We start from the raw sequence: 14,326 nt of genomic DNA on the forward strand, positions 1-14,326 counted from the left end.
CTACCCGATTACTGCGCCGCCACCTTGGCCGGCTCCGCCACTACTGGCGTCATCTTCAGCGAACGGCTGAGGAAGCCCCAGCGGTCGGCCACTTCTTCGATCTGCTTGGTCGTCGGCTTGCCGGCGCCATGGCCGGCCTTGCTGTCGATGCGGATCAGCACGGGCGCCGCACCGCCTTGCGCTGCCTGGGCCGCGGCGGCGAACTTGAAGCTGTGGGCAGGCACGACGCGGTCGTCGTGGTCGGCCGTCGTGATCATGGTGGCTGGATAGCAGCCGCCCGCCTTCAGGTTGTGCAGCGGCGAGTACTTCACCAGCGCCTTGAACTGCTCGGCATCGTCCGACGAACCGTAGTCAGGCACCCAGCCCCAGCCCACGGTGAACTTGTGGAAGCGCAACATGTCGAGCACGCCCACCTGAGGAATCGCCGCGGCAAACAGGTCGGGACGCTGCGTCATGGCCGCGCCCACCAGCAGGCCGCCATTGCTGCCGCCGCCGATGGCCAGCTTCGATGGCGAAGTGACCTTGTTGTCCACCAGCCATTGCGCCGCGCCAATAAAGTCGTCGAACACGTTTTGCTTGTTCAGCTTGGTGCCGGCCTGGTGCCAGGCTTCGCCGTATTCGCCGCCGCCGCGCAGGTTGGCCATCACGTAGACGCCGCCCATTTCCACCCAGGCAAGATTTGCCACGGAGAAGCTCGGTGTCAGCGAAATATTGAAGCCGCCATAGCCGTACAGATAGGTCGGGTTGGAACCGTCGAGCTTCATGCCTTTTTTCGAGACGATGAACATCGGCACCTTGGTACCGTCGCGGCTGGTGAAGAATTGCTGGCGCGTTTCAAAGGCGTTCGGGTCGAAATCGACCTTCGGCTGGCGGTACACGCTGCTCTTGCCCGATTTCATGTCGTAGCGGTAGATGGTCGCCGGCGTCGTGAAACTGGTAAACGAGTAGAACGTTTCCGTGTCGCCACGCTTGCCGGCAAAGCCGCCGGCCGAACCGATGCCCGGCAAGGCCACTTCGCGCACCAGCTTGCCGTTCAGGTCGACGATCTTGATTTGCGTTTGCGCATCTTTCAAGTAATCGAGCACCAGCTGGTTGTTGATCAGGTTGACGGCGACGAGGGTTTCCGCGCTTTGCGGCACGATCTCTTTCCAATCGGCAGGCGCAGGCTTGCGCGTGTCGATGGCGATCACGCGCGATTTCGGCGCCTTGTTATCCGTCTTGAAGAAGAATACGGGGCCGTCATTGTCGATGAACGAGTACGATGCATCGAACGCTTCCAGCAAGCCCACCACCTTGGCGTTCTTTTGGCGCAAGTCCTTGTAGAAAATGCGGTTCTTGCGTTCCGTGCCTTGCGTGGCCGTGATGATCAGGTAATTGCCGTCGTCGCTGACGGTGCTGCCGCCAAACGCCCATTCCTTCTGGTCGGGACGGTCGAAGACGAGCACGTCGTCGCTTTGCGGCGTGCCGATCTTATGGAAATACAATTTCTGGAAGTAATTGATATCGGCCAGCTTGGTCGCTTCGTTCGGCGCATCATAGCGGCTGTAGAAGAAACCGGTGTTGTCCTTGGTCCACGAAGCGCCGGAGAACTTGGCCCACTTGATGTGGTCCGTCAAATCCTTGCCCGATTCGATGTCGCGCACCTTCCACTCGTTCCAGTCGGAACCGGAAGCGGAGGTGGCATACGCCAGGTACTTGCCGTTCGGGCTGATCGAAGTGCCGGCCAGCGCCACCGTGCCATCCGTGGACAGGGTGTTCGGGTCCAGCAGCAGGCGCGGCTCGTCCGTCAGTTTTTTCACCGTGTACAGCACGGCCTGGTTCTGCAAGCCGTCATTGCGGCTGTAGAAGTAACGGCCGCCCTGCTTCGTTGGCGTAGAGAAACGCTCATAGTTCCACAGCTTGGTCAGGCGCTGCTTGATCGCGGCGCGCTCCGGGATGGTGCCCAGGTACGATTGCGTCAGCTTGTTTTGCGCCGCAACCCATTCGCCGGTCTCGGCGCTGTTGGCATCTTCCAGCCAGCGGTACGGGTCGGCGATGGTGGTGCCGAAATAGCTGTCTTGCTGGTCGACTTTTTTGCTGACCGGATACGTCACGGGTGCGCCATCGCCGGCCGGGCACGATGGCATCGCGGCGCTTTGCGCCAGGGCATTGCCACCGAAGGCGGCCATCAAGCTGAATATGAGGGTTGCACTACGTAATTGCATGGGTTGTTGTCTCATTGTTGGATGTCGAGGAAAGCAGGCCGCCTGCATACGCGGCGGCTGCCCATGTTGACTTTCGCCAAGAGAAATCATAGCGCGGATTGCCACTTTTAAAGCACAGTTATCCAGTGGATTTACCGTCTTTTGTTTGGGGAATTTACATGAATGACCATGATAAATCTCGCTTTCGCCGGAATCGGCAAACTGACGTTCATGCAAGAAACATTATCAAAAACAAAGTCGTTTCATCAAGCCGTCATAAATCTTCTTTACTATCGGCAACATGTTCATGGCCCGTCCAGAGGCCGTGCCGCCACATCCGCCTATGCACACTCTCGCCCTCCCCACCGCCACCGCCGCGCCGCCCGGCGCGGTGCCATCGAATGTGGCTTACCTGAAGCCGCCATCGATATCCATGAGCATCGAAGGGACGGATGCCTTGCATGAGATCATTGCGGGCCGCAAGCTCAGCGCGCTGTTCCAGCCCATCATCCACATGCACAGCGGCGACATCATCGGCTACGAAGGCTTGATACGGGGGCCGTCCGACAGCCCCCTGCACGCGCCGATGAATCTGTTCAAGGTGGCGCGCGCGCATGACCTGACCCTGGAAGTGGAGCACCTGTGCCGGCAAGTGGTGCTCGAACGCTTCGCCGAACTGCAGCTGCCGGGCAAGCTGTTTCTCAATGTCAGCCCCGAATGCCTGCTGCTGCGCAATGCCCGCCATGGCGAAACCCTGGAATACATCGAGCACATCGGCATCAATCCGGACCGCGTCATCATCGAGCTGACGGAAAACCAGCCCACGTACGACTACGAGCTGATGCGCGAAGCGGTGCTGCATTACCGCAATATGGGTTTCCAGATCGCCATCGACGACCTGGGCGAGGGATTTTCCAGCCTGCGCCTGTGGTCGGAACTGCGCCCGGAATACGTGAAAATCGACATGCATTTCATCCAGGGCATCAATAATGACCCCGTGAAACTGCAGTTCGTGCGCTCGATCCAGGAAATCGCGGAGAAATCGGGCACCCTGGTGATCGCCGAAGGCATCGAAGCGCAGACGGAATTGCTGGTCTTGCGCGACCTGGGCGTGGCGTTCGGACAAGGCTATCACCTGGGCCGGCCCAACGCGGTGCCGGCGCGCGCCCTGCCGGCCGAAGTGGTGCAGGCGCTGGGACGCAACGGCGTGGCCGTGTATCCGCAGCGCAGCAGCCTGGAAAAGAACGGCGCCAGCATCCGCAAGCTGCTGCACCGCGTGGCGGCCGTTTCGCCCGAGAAAAACAATAACGAGGTGTACGATATTTTCCTGAAAGACCCGAAACTGATGATCATTCCCGTCGTCGACGACGGCGTGCCGCTGGGCCTGATCAGCCGCTTCGAGATGATCGACCACTTCGCCCGGCCCTACCAGCGCGAACTGTATGGCAAGAAATCATGCAGCCTGTTCATGGATGCCACGCCGCTGATCGCCGACCACGAGACGAGCTTGCAGGAACTCAGCTACACCATGGTGCAATCGAGCGCCCACCATCTGTTCAACGGTTTCATCATTACCGAACACGGCCGCTACCTGGGCATGGGCACGGGACACGACCTGATGCGCGAAATCACGCAGATGCAGATCAACGCGGCCCGCTATGCCAACCCGCTGACGCAACTGCCCGGCAACGTACCCATCAACGAGCATATCGACCGCCTGCTGCACAGCGGCAGCCGCTTCTGGGTCTGCTATTGCGACCTCGACCACTTCAAGCCCTTCAACGACGTGTACGGCTACCGCAAGGGCGACGACGTGATCCAGCTGACGGGAGAAATCCTCAGCAGCCATTGCGACCCGAACCGCGACTTCATCGGCCACATCGGCGGCGACGATTTCATGATTTTGTTCCAGAGCGAAGACTGGGAAGCGCGCTGCCAGGCCATGCTGGACGACTTCGCGGCCGCCATCCTCGCCTATTACAGCACCAGCGATTGCGAACGGGGCGGCTACATCAGCGAAGACCGGCAAGGCAAGAAAGTGTTTTATTCCCTGATCAGCCTATCCCTGGGCGTGATCAAGGTGGAAGCGCACCAGTATTACACGCACCACCAGATTGCCACGCAGGCGGCGGAAGCGAAGAAACAGGCGAAGAAAATCCACGGCAACAGTCTGTTCCTGGACCGGCGGCAAGGCGCGGGCGCGGCGCGCATGGATGCGTAACCAGGGGCAATAGTCAAAAGCTGGACAGGGACAGGCCAGGCACGCTCAAATACGCACGAGGTCGACAAACGCATTGCTGCTGCGGGCATCGGGCACGAATGCCAGGTTGATGCGTGCCTCATCGCGACGCGCCTGCAAGTGGTAACTGCCTGCGGGCACGTCGACGAACAGGCCGCCATATGCCGTGTCCGGTTCCAGGCCGCCGCCGGTGACGTCTTCCCCGGCGCCGATGAAGACCCGGCCTGAGAGCACAGCCAGATGCACGACCACATGCGGCTCGGCAAGTTCGGCGTGCAAGGCGATGTCATACGCGCCGTCGCCGCCGACGTTGAAAAACGCTACCTGCCCCGCGTTCACGGCCGCCAGTTCCGCACTGGGAATACTCCACCAATCGCAGTCATCTTCCAGCTTGTGGCGCAAGAGGGCCGGATCGAACACGCACAGGGTGGCCGTGCCGGTCACGATTCTCGTCATGCCGCCAGCGGCGCCGGCCCCAGCAGAGGCTGACTTTCCACGTACTGCGCACTGGCTTGCGCCTGCCATGGAAAATGGCCATCGCGCGACGGCCAGACGATCTGGTACACGGTAAACTCGTCACCCTGGTAATACCAGCGCGCATAGCCGACATAGTTGCGGTATTGCTCGACGGGCACGCGCACGAAGGCGCACTGATGGCCCTTCAGCAAGACGTCCGTGGTGGCCGTGAAATCCGTGATGGCGCCGCTGCGCGCGGCGTCCAGCGCCACGTCGAGTATCTGGTGGGCCACGGCCCGCGGCAAGCCCATGATGAGAAATTCAGGCTGGCCAAAGCTGTGGCAAGCGCCTATCGTGAAGGCGTAGCCGGGGCCATCTTCATCGGCACTGATATGCACGCCATGCCAGCCATGCGTGGCGATGTCGTCGATGACTTTTTGTTCGGATGCATCCTCGCCTGCCTGCCTTACCATGTTCCGCCTTTCACTGTGCCAAAAACCACGCCGCCTTCGCGACATTCCTGCCGGCAATTATCGCACGCAGCCCGCGTCCGCGCCCACGCTTCAGTCGCGCGCTGGCCGTGGCGGCCGTGGCGGGGAACGCACCTGATGCCATTGCCGCATGCGTTGCTGCGCCTCTTGCAGCTGTGCCGGCTCCAGCCTGGCGGCAGCCGCTTCCCTCGCCCGGGCCGCCCCGCTATCGCCGCCCTCGGCCGCCAGCGCCAGCCACATATAGCCGCAAACGGGATCCTTCTCCACGCCGCGCCCGCTGTTGTACATGCCGCCCAGGTTGTACTGCGCCAGCGCATGACCCTGGCCGGCCGCGCGCGCATACCATTGCACGGCCAGGCCATCGTCTTGCGGCACGCCGTGGCCGCTCGCATACATGACGCCCAGGTTGTTTTGCGCGCTGGCATCGCCCTGCTCGGCCGCCGTGCGGTACCAGCGCACGGCGCACACCTCGTCGCGCTCCACGCCCTGGCCATTGGCATACATCACGCCCAGGTTGAACTGCGCATTCGACGCGCCCTGGGCCGCCGCCCTGGCATACCAGTCCAGCGCCTGGCGCAGGTCGCGCGCGACGCCGCGCCCGCCTGCAAACATGCCGCCCAGATTGTATTGCGCCATGCAGTGACCTTGCAGGGCGGCACGCCGGTACCAGACGACGGCGCGCGCCTCGTCCTTGTCCACGCCCTGCCCCCGCGCCAGCATCAGGCCCAGGTTGAACTGGGCGTCGGCGTCATCCTGCTCGGCCGCCCGCTGCAGCCAGGCGTAGGCACGCAGCTGGTCGGGCGCCACGCCCAGGCCTTCCGCATACGCCACGCCAAGTTGCCGCTGCGCCACGGCCAGGCCCTGGGCGGCGGCCTGGCGGAACCAGGCCAGCGCCTGCGTATCGCTTTGCGTCACCCCCTGGCCCCGCTTGTAGACGAGCCCCAGGTTCAGCTGTGCCTGCGCATCGCCCTGCAAGGCGGCCTTGCGGAACCAGGCCAGGGCCAGCGCATCGTTCTTTTTCGCGCCCAGGCCTTGCGCATAGGCTTCGCCCAGCAAGGATTGCGCGCTGGCCACGCCCTGTTCGGAGGCGCGGTAAAACCAAGCCAGGGCCAGTTCGTCGCTCTGCAGCACGCCCCGTCCCTTGCGGTACATCTGTCCCAGGTTTTGCTGGGCCGAGGCATCGCCCTGCGCGGCCGCGCGGCGAAACCACAGCACGGCGTCCTCGTCGCTCTGCGCCACGCCGCGGCCGTGGTAATACAGGGCGCCCAGGTGGTTTTGCGCGAACGCCAGCCCTTGCAGCGCGGCCAGGCGTAGCCAGACAAAGGCGCGCGCATCGTCTTGCGCCACGCCTTCGCCCTTCTTGTACATCAATCCCAGATTGAACTGGGCGTAGGCATTGCCCTGCTCGGCAGCCGTGCGGAACCAGATATACGCCTCGTGGCTATCTCTGGCAGTATGGTGCTTGTCCATGTGCGCCCCCATCCACATTGCGCTTGCTGGCAGCACGCGCAAAACGGCGGCCCAGGGCGGCGAAATCATGTGTTGCTTAAATTTTAAATTCGATGCAGGGGAAGGACTTGAGCAGGCTCAAACGAAATAACAAAATTATATCGTTTTGATGAGCCCGCTTAGGCAGGCATGGCGCTCAGCGGCGTGATGGGTGTTTTTGCAGGAATTGCGGCACCTTGGCGGCGGCCAGCTTGTTCAGCGACACGAGCAAGTCCGCGTCGACGTCGGCGATGCCATAGCTGCTGCGCAAATGGCGGCCGATGTGGATCAGCACTTGCGCCGCCACTTCCGCATCGGATTCGGCCCTGTGGGCGGCGCTCTTGAAGGCGATGCCCAGCTGGCTGGACAGCAAGCCCAGCTTGTAGCTGGCCATGCCGGGAAACACGCGGCGCGACAGTTTCAATGAACACACGAGCGACTGGTGCGCCGGTGTCAGGTTCAGCCTGGCGCTTTCCGCGCGCAGGAATTTTTCATCGAAGCTGGCATTGTGCGCCGACAAGGCATCGCTGCCGATGAAGTCGAGCAGCTGCGGCACCACCTCGGCCACGGGCGGCGCCTTGTCCACCATCGCTTGCGTGATGCCCGTCAAGCCCGTGATGAACGAGGGGATGCGCGCATTGCAGTTGATCAGGGTCACATAGCGGTCCGTGATCCGCCCGCCCTCGATGCGCAGCGCCGCCACTTCCGTGATGCGGTCGCCCATGTCGGGAGATAAACCGGTCGTCTCGAAGTCGATCATGACGATCGGTTTGTCAAACACATTCATGGGGCGCTCTTTCGTGGGTGCAACAGTGGGTGATGATTATCAACCAAATTTACGCACGGCGTCCAGCGCGAGTCCCGCACCGATACTGCCGAACAGATCACCCTCGACCTTGCGCGCGGCCGGCACCAGGGCTGCGATCTTTTCGCGCAGCAAGCGCACGCCGCTCGAACCGCCCGTGAAGAACACGGTGTCGACGGCTTCCGGCGCCACGCCCGCGTCGCGCAGCAGACGCAGCACGGTTTCTTCCACGGAACCGCACAGGTGGCCGATGGCCTCGTCGAACTGCGTGCGTTTGAGCAACAGACTTTGCGCGGGCGACAGACGGTCCAGTTCCAGCTGCACTTCGGCCGCGTCGGACAGGGCAATCTTGCCCTCTTCGACTTTCATGGCCAGCCAGTGGCCGGCGCGCTCGTCGATCAGCTTTTGCAGGCGCCCCATCTTGTCTTGCTCACGTGCATCGCGGCACACGTCGGCCAGCTGCACCCAGATCTTCTTGGTGTAGGCCAGGTTGATCGTGTGCCAGGTCGCCAGGTTGAAATAATAGCTGGACGGCACTTCGCTATTGTTATGCAGGCGGCTACCGTAGCCCAGCAAGGGCATGACGGATGACAGGCTCAGGTATTTATCGAAATCCGTGCCGCCGATGTGCACGCCGCCGGTGGCGAGGATGTCGTCGCGCCGCTCGGTTTTCTTCGCCCGTTCCGGCGACAGGCGCACCAGCGAAAAGTCGGACGTACCGCCGCCGATGTCGGCGATCAGCACCAGTTCTTCCTTGTCGATCTGCGACTCGTAGTCGAACGCGGCGGCGATCGGCTCGAACTGGAACGCGACGTCCTTGAAACCGACGGAGCGCGCCACTTCGGCCAGCGTGTCCTGCGCCAGCTGGTCGGCTTGTGCATTGTCATCGATAAAGAAGACGGGACGGCCGAACACGGCGGACGAGAATTCGCGGCCGGCGGACTGCTCGGCGCGGCGTTTCACTTCGCCAATGAATTGTGCCAGCAACATGCGAAATGGCAAGGCGCGGCCACCCACTTCCGTCTGGCCATCGATGAGGCTAGTGCCCAGCAAGCTTTTCAGCGAGCGCATCAAGCGCCCCTCGTAGCCGGCCAGATAGCCGGCCAGCGCCGCGCGGCCAAAACTGACTTCCTCGTCTTCCGCATTGAAGAAGACGACGGACGGTAAGGTCGTCTTGCCATCTTCCAGGCCGAGCATGGTGCTCTGCCCGGGACGTGCCCAGCCTACCGTGGAATTTGACGTGCCGAAATCGACGCCGCAAGCATTGGCCATGTCGACCCTTCCCTGAATAAAGGGGCGTTATGTTATCAGAAGGCAGGCTATTGCACCAGCAAAACCCATTCGACGGGGTCAACAGCATAAACTTGCTTTGCATCAAGTAGCGGCCGCGCGCAAAAGCTACTCTTGGGAAATGAATGCCGAGCAACTCGGCCAGCTCCCGGAGACCCATCGTGCCCCTCGCCCGCCTGCGCCACCCGCGCCACCTGCCCGCTGCTTTGCTGCCTGCTACCGTGCTGGCGACCTTCCTCGTTTCCCTGGCCGGCTGCGGCGGCGGTTCCGCCGATGCCCAGGCCGGCGCCGGCTGCTCGCTGCACAGCACGACAGGCTGCGGCGGCAGCCCGCCGCCCACCGTGCCGCCCGTGAAGCCGCCGGTCACCCCGCCCGTGACGCCCCCCGTGATTCCGCCGGTCACGCCGCCCGAGCCGGCCAGCCTGGCCAGCGCCGTCAACCTGGTCTTTTCCAGCACGGAACTGGCCTCGGCGGGATTGGCCGGCAGCGAAGTGGCCGTCACGGCCCTCGTCAAGGATGGCGCCAATCTCGCCTTGCCAAACGCAAAGATTTCCTTTGCCGCCGATTCCGGCATCCTCGGCAGCATCGACGCCGTGACGGACAAGAACGGCCAGGCGCGCGCCCTGCTGGGCACGGGCGGCGCCAACAGCAACCGCAGCATCACCGTGACAGCGACTGTCGGCGCGCGCAGCGGCAAGGGCACGGTGGCCGTGACGGGCAGCAGCGTGGAAGTGCTGGGGCCGGCCGCCCTGATGCTGGGCCAGGGCGCCGACCTCACCGTCACCGTGCGCGACTCGGCGCGCAAACCCGTGGCCGGTGCCGCCATCGCCTACAGCACGGGCGCCGGCAACGGCGTGCGCGTCAAGGATGGGGGCGCGGCGCTCAGCAATGCGCAAGGCCAGCTGGTGCTGCGCCTGACCGCTGGCAGCCTGGGCAAGGATGCCGTGTCCGTCAGCGCGCTGGGCGCCGCCGCCACGCAAGCGTATGCCGTGGCCGGCAGCGACCTGCGCCTGAGTCCGGCCGTGGGCCAGGACGCCAGCGGCGCGGACGTGCTGCCGGAAGTGGCGACCCTGGCGTGCCAGCCCATCGACGTGCGCTATGACAAGGCGGGCGTGCCGCAAGCGGGCAGCGCCAGCCTGTCGACCTCGCGCGGCAGCCTGTTCAGCGACAGCGCCTGCAGCCAGGCCTTGCCAGCCAGTTTGATTTTTAGCAACGGCAACTTGCCGCGCAGCTACGTGCAATCGGCAAACGCGGGCGTGGCCACCCTCACGGCTGCCGTGGCGGGCGGCCCCACGGCGCAGACGCGGCTGGAATTCGTCGCGCCCCTGAGCGGCGCCAGCAAGCTGGCCGTGCAAGCGGACCCGGCAGTGTTGCGCGCGAATACGACCACTTCGGCGGCATCGGCCGACAACGTCAGCACAAGTATCAGCACCATCGGCGCCGTGGTGCGCGATGGCGCGGCCAACAACCTGGTCAAGAACGCGCCCGTGCTGTTTTCCATCTTGAGCGACCCCAGCGGCGGCTACCTGCGGCAGGCGGGCCGGGTGCTGACGGGCAGCGATGGCCTGGCGCGCGCCGTGTATGTGGCGGGGCCAGCCGACAGCGGCCGCGACGGCGTGCTGATCCAGGCCCGCATCGAAGGCGCGCCGCAAGCGGCGGCCACGGCCCTCGTGCGCCTGACGGTGGCGCGGCAAGCGCTGTCGATCAAGCTGGGCACGGGCAGCCTGCTGCGCGAATATTCACCCAGCGTGCTGCAGAAGGACTTTGCCGTGTTCGTGTCCGACAGCGCCGGCAATGCCGTGCAGGGCGTCGCCATCACGGCCGCCGCCTGGCCCAGCCGCTATGCCAAGGGATCTTACGTATGGCAGGCGGACAAGCCGGAGTTCCCCGACACGGGCGTCTGGCGCCTGGCCCTGCCCCTCTACAGCTGCACCAATGAGGACGTCTTGCGCAACGGCATCTTTGACGCCGCCTACGACCGCAACGGCAATGGCGTGCTCGACCCGGGCATCCCCCTGACCGTCAGCGCCAGCGGCCTGAGCGACGCGCTGGGCATGGCCACCGTCACCGTCAGCTATCCGCGCAACTATGGTTCCTGGGTGCACGTGGCCCTCACCGTGCGCGGCACCGTCAGCGGCACGGAAGCGAGCGCCACGGCGGAATGGCCATTACCCACGCTGGCCAGCGATTTCAGCGCGCGCCGCGTGGACCCGCCGGGACGCCTCAGCCCCTATGGCAGCGGGCCCTGCGACAGCGCCGATTGAGGAGCAAGCATACCACTTGCCATTCAGTCATATTTTTTGCAACATGAACAAGAAAACAGTCTTGCCATGCGGCAATCTTTTACGCTATGCTCATTCTGCCCGCCCAGGCCGCCACAAGCGGCCGGGCCTGCAGGAATACTTTGAGACAGGTTGCTTGCCAGACCAATATGCGAAAAAAGAATACTGTAGCCCGGACACCCAGCACCGCCAGCCGCGCCATACCCGGCGCCGGACGGCGCGTGACCTCGTATGACGTGGCCTTGCTGGCCGGCGTGTCGCAATCGGCCGTGTCGCGCTGCTTCAAGCCGGGCGCCAGCATCTCGCAAGCCACCCACGCCAAGGTCATGCAGGCGGCCATCAGCCTCGACTACATCCCCAACGCGGCCGCGCGCAGCCTGATCACGCGCCGCTCGAACCTGGTGGCCGTCATCATTTCCAACCTGGCCAATCTGTACTATCCGCAAGTATTGTCCGACCTGAGCCAGCACATCGCCCGCCAAGGCAAGCGCCTCTTGTTGTTTACCCTGGAGCGCGAAGCGGACATCGGCAAGGCCCTCAGCGATGTGTGGCAATACCAGGTCGACGGCGCCGTCGTGGCCGCCTGCCTGTCGGACGAGCAGATGGCCGAATTCGGCCGGCGCGACGTGCCCCTGGTGCTGTTCAACCGCAGCCCGCGCGAACACGCCGTGCATGCCGTGCTGTGCGACCAGGGCGAAGCGGCGCGCCTGCTCGTCTCGCGCCTGGCCGAAGCGGGCCACCGCCAGTTCGCCATCATCGACGGCCCCGGCGATTCGGCCGTCGCGCAGGAACGCAAGGCCGGCATGCTGGACCGGCTGCTGACCCTGGGCTTGCCCGCGCCCATCGTCGTCAGCGGCAACTACGACTACGCCAGCGGCGGACGGGGCTTGCGCAAGGTCATCGACCGCCTGGGCCGCGTGCCGGACGCCGTCATCTGCGGCAACGACATCATGGCCATCGGCTGCCTGGACACGGCGCGCCACCAGATGGGCATCCAGGTGCCGCTGCAAATGTCGGTGGCCGGCTTCGACGCGCTGGAAGCGTCCGGCTGGCTCAGCTACGACATCACCACCCTGCGCCAGCCCGTGCAAAAGATGGCCGCCGATGCCGTCGCCATGCTGGGCGAACTGATGGAACGGCGCGGCGGCAGCGCCGAGCGGAGACGGTATTGCTCGTATCTGGTGGAAGGGAGTACGGCCAGACTGACCAGCGAACCGGCGTATATGGCGCAGCGCCTGGGAATAATGGCCGCCGCCTGAAAACAAAAAAACCTCGCATCGCTGCGAGGTTTTTCACTTGCAAGACCAGGGAATCAACCGAAGATCTTGCCCTTGAGCATATTCAAGCCCTGGCTGACGAGGTCGTTGCCTTCCGGCACCTGACCATCCGGGGTCAGCTTGTCGATCAGCTGGGGCAGCAAGGCGGCCAGGCCGCCCGAGGCCGCGTCCGGGGCGACGCCCGCTTTTTCAGCGATCTGGGTGATCGTGTCGCTGCCCAGCGCATCCTTGATCTGTTCGCCGGAGACGGGCGCATTGGCGCCCGTGCCGATCCAGCTGGCCACCTGGTCGCCCAGGCCGCTTTCCTGGAATTTCTGCAGCAGGCCGGGCAAGCCGCCATGCTGGTTGACCAGGTCCATCACGCTGGCCATCAATCCCGATGGGGCTTCCCCGTCAGCACTTTTATTGCCCAAAGCGCTCATCGCCTGTCCTGCAAGTTGATCTAGCAAACTCATCGTATTCTCCTGAACGCTATCGATTGGTGCCGCGTGACCGCGGTGTCCGGCATGGCGCAGACCATTCTCCGCCATGGAAATCATTATACTATGAATAATAACAGTGATATAATTACAATCTCAAGGCGAACGCACAGACGGCCTCACTGTCGAGGCGCCCACCTCCATCATATTTAGTTCGGCACAACTTGCAAGCGTAAATTGACGGTTCGCAAAAACGTGTAGAATTAATTTTCCCACTTACTGAGGAGTATCAACACATGAACATCAATAAAGCGGTAGACAAGGCTTACGAAAAAAAGACGTTCAAGGAAATCGCTGATGCACCCGTCGATGCGTTGCAAGGCGTGAGCGAGAAGGATGCGGAGCTGCTCAAGCAGGCATTCAATATCAAGACCGTGCGCGACCTGGCAAACCTGAAATACTCGAAGTGGGCGCGCGCCATCGTCACCCTGGCCGATACGGAAGAATAGACCGGGCCATGCCTCAGGCATCCCCGTCAGCACAGCCCGCCCCAATCGGCGGGTTTTTTGCTTCAGGCCAGCGGGCGGCTGGCAAGCCGATAGCCGCGGGGAGGCGCCATTGGCCACGCCGCTGACCCTGCCCGGCATTTGCTGGCCCCTGCATGCGAGCACGGGCCGTCTTGCCGTCACCACGTCCCACGTCACGGGCCACTTTCGCGCCGGCGCGGGACTGGACGCCGTCATCGTGTGCGATCTGCTGCCCGCTGGAAAATTTCGCAATGGCGCGGCGCGCCACTGGTGCCGCACGCACCAGTGCTACTGGGGCACGCAAGCCGACCTGGCCGCCTGCCCGTCCGCGCAACCCATGCAGTGCCGCCAGCACGCCAGCCCCATGGGCTATGTGCTGTATCCGGAATTGTTCGACCCCACGCAATTCCACGCCAGCACCCTGCGCCTGGGCAATGATGGCCTGATGCAACTGCGCGCCCGGGCCAATGACGGCGGCGCCATGTTCAGCCGCGACCTGCCAGCCCTGACCATCGACTGCCGCGCCCTGCCCGGCCTGTTTCCTCCCGACATAGTGCAACTGAATATCACGCCGCCCGCCGCGCAGGCGTTCGCCGCCGCCTTGCAGGCTGGCGCGCCGCTGGGCTGCAGCGACTGCGCCCGCTGCGGCCACCCGCACCTGGACCTGGGCGACTTCGCCCTGGCGCCGCACCGGCGCCACAGTTGCGGCCATTGCGGCCACGACGCCTCGCACAGTCCCACGGCCATCGTCTCGACGCCCTTGTGGCGGCTGCGCCAACGCTACCCGCACTGGTTCTGACGCAATGCTTCCGAAGGTGCGCCCGCCCACAGTCGGCCTGGCCGCCTGTGCGTAGACTGGCCCCATCGCC

At 63.9% G+C, this 14,326-nt stretch carries 12 protein-coding genes; 5 read left to right on the forward strand and 7 right to left on the reverse strand.

The window, feature by feature from the left end; translation table 11 throughout:
* Positions 1-8: 8 nt before the first annotated feature.
* The gene (locus O3298_RS13635; RefSeq protein WP_289898094.1) at positions 9-2,204 is read right to left on the reverse strand and encodes a prolyl oligopeptidase family protein; all 2,196 of its coding nucleotides are present in this window, start codon (positions 2,202-2,204) and stop codon (positions 9-11) included.
* 412 nt (positions 2,205-2,616) lie between these two features.
* Between O3298_RS13635 and O3298_RS13640 the strand changes: the two genes are divergently transcribed.
* Complete coding sequence (locus tag O3298_RS13640) at positions 2,617-4,404, forward strand: GGDEF domain-containing protein (protein WP_289911435.1); 1,788 nt, start codon at positions 2,617-2,619, stop codon at positions 4,402-4,404.
* A gap of 45 nt (positions 4,405-4,449) precedes the next feature.
* On the opposite strand, the gene O3298_RS13645 is transcribed toward O3298_RS13640, so the two are convergent.
* The 5 genes from O3298_RS13645 to O3298_RS13665 all read right to left on the reverse strand — a co-directional run bounded on the left by O3298_RS13645 (position 4,450) and on the right by O3298_RS13665 (position 8,934).
* Positions 4,450-4,878: a DUF6386 family protein gene (locus tag O3298_RS13645; RefSeq protein WP_305059663.1), complete on the reverse strand. Its 429-nt coding sequence runs from the start codon at positions 4,876-4,878 to the stop codon at positions 4,450-4,452.
* Positions 4,875-5,351 (reverse strand): DUF4262 domain-containing protein, encoded by a 477-nt coding sequence (locus tag O3298_RS13650; RefSeq protein WP_305059664.1) that lies wholly within the window; start codon positions 5,349-5,351, stop codon positions 4,875-4,877. Before O3298_RS13650 ends, O3298_RS13645 begins: the two co-directional genes overlap by 4 nt.
* A gap of 90 nt (positions 5,352-5,441) precedes the next feature.
* Positions 5,442-6,839: a tetratricopeptide repeat protein gene (locus O3298_RS13655; protein WP_305059665.1), complete on the reverse strand. Its 1,398-nt coding sequence runs from the start codon at positions 6,837-6,839 to the stop codon at positions 5,442-5,444.
* A 175-nt stretch (positions 6,840-7,014) separates the two neighbouring features.
* Positions 7,015-7,644: a PolC-type DNA polymerase III gene (locus tag O3298_RS13660; RefSeq protein ID WP_170846245.1), complete on the reverse strand. Its 630-nt coding sequence runs from the start codon at positions 7,642-7,644 to the stop codon at positions 7,015-7,017.
* 39 nt (positions 7,645-7,683) lie between these two features.
* Positions 7,684-8,934: an Hsp70 family protein gene (locus O3298_RS13665; RefSeq protein WP_034781446.1), complete on the reverse strand. Its 1,251-nt coding sequence runs from the start codon at positions 8,932-8,934 to the stop codon at positions 7,684-7,686.
* Positions 8,935-9,113: 179 nt separating this feature from the next.
* On the opposite strand from O3298_RS13665, the gene O3298_RS13670 reads away from it, so the two are divergent.
* On the forward strand, positions 9,114-11,216 hold the full coding sequence (locus O3298_RS13670; RefSeq protein ID WP_305059666.1) for an Ig-like domain-containing protein: 2,103 nt from the start codon (positions 9,114-9,116) through the stop codon (positions 11,214-11,216).
* A 239-nt stretch (positions 11,217-11,455) separates the two neighbouring features.
* On the forward strand, positions 11,456-12,493 hold the full coding sequence (locus tag O3298_RS13675) for a LacI family DNA-binding transcriptional regulator (RefSeq protein ID WP_257218619.1): 1,038 nt from the start codon (positions 11,456-11,458) through the stop codon (positions 12,491-12,493).
* A 53-nt stretch (positions 12,494-12,546) separates the two neighbouring features.
* On the opposite strand, the gene O3298_RS13680 is transcribed toward O3298_RS13675, so the two are convergent.
* On the reverse strand, positions 12,547-13,050 hold the full coding sequence (locus tag O3298_RS13680; protein ID WP_369811569.1) for a YidB family protein: 504 nt from the start codon (positions 13,048-13,050) through the stop codon (positions 12,547-12,549).
* Positions 13,051-13,226: 176 nt separating this feature from the next.
* Here O3298_RS13680 and O3298_RS13685 point away from each other — a divergent pair, with 176 nt between their 5' ends.
* Both O3298_RS13685 and O3298_RS13690 read left to right on the forward strand, forming a co-directional pair.
* The gene (locus tag O3298_RS13685; protein WP_034751103.1) at positions 13,227-13,439 is read left to right on the forward strand and encodes a hypothetical protein; all 213 of its coding nucleotides are present in this window, start codon (positions 13,227-13,229) and stop codon (positions 13,437-13,439) included.
* 109 nt (positions 13,440-13,548) lie between these two features.
* Positions 13,549-14,256, forward strand: coding sequence for a hypothetical protein (locus tag O3298_RS13690; RefSeq protein WP_305059667.1), 708 nt, complete (start codon positions 13,549-13,551; stop codon positions 14,254-14,256).
* Positions 14,257-14,326: the final 70 nt, after the last annotated feature.

Origin of the sequence: Janthinobacterium sp. SUN137 (assembly GCF_030587265.1) — a bacterium.
Classification (GTDB): Bacteria; Pseudomonadota; Gammaproteobacteria; order Burkholderiales; family Burkholderiaceae_D; genus Janthinobacterium; species Janthinobacterium kumbetense.

Bases quoted from the DNA above. Each gene is read 5' to 3' on its own strand.
- O3298_RS13645 (WP_305059663.1), bottom strand. From the start codon at position 4,878: ATGACGAGAATCGTGACCGGCACGGCCACCCTGTGCGTGTTCGATCCG.
- O3298_RS13640 (WP_289911435.1), top strand. From the start codon at position 2,617: ATGAGCATCGAAGGGACGGATGCCTTGCATGAGATCATTGCGGGCCGC.
- O3298_RS13665 (WP_034781446.1), bottom strand. From the start codon at position 8,934: ATGGCCAATGCTTGCGGCGTCGATTTCGGCACGTCAAATTCCACGGTA.
- O3298_RS13650 (WP_305059664.1), bottom strand. From the start codon at position 5,351: ATGGTAAGGCAGGCAGGCGAGGATGCATCCGAACAAAAAGTCATCGAC.
- O3298_RS13660 (WP_170846245.1), bottom strand. From the start codon at position 7,644: ATGAATGTGTTTGACAAACCGATCGTCATGATCGACTTCGAGACGACC.
- O3298_RS13680 (WP_369811569.1), bottom strand. From the start codon at position 13,050: ATGATTTCCATGGCGGAGAATGGTCTGCGCCATGCCGGACACCGCGGT.
- O3298_RS13685 (WP_034751103.1), top strand. From the start codon at position 13,227: ATGAACATCAATAAAGCGGTAGACAAGGCTTACGAAAAAAAGACGTTC.
- O3298_RS13655 (WP_305059665.1), bottom strand. From the start codon at position 6,839: ATGGACAAGCACCATACTGCCAGAGATAGCCACGAGGCGTATATCTGG.
- O3298_RS13635 (WP_289898094.1), bottom strand. From the start codon at position 2,204: ATGCAATTACGTAGTGCAACCCTCATATTCAGCTTGATGGCCGCCTTC.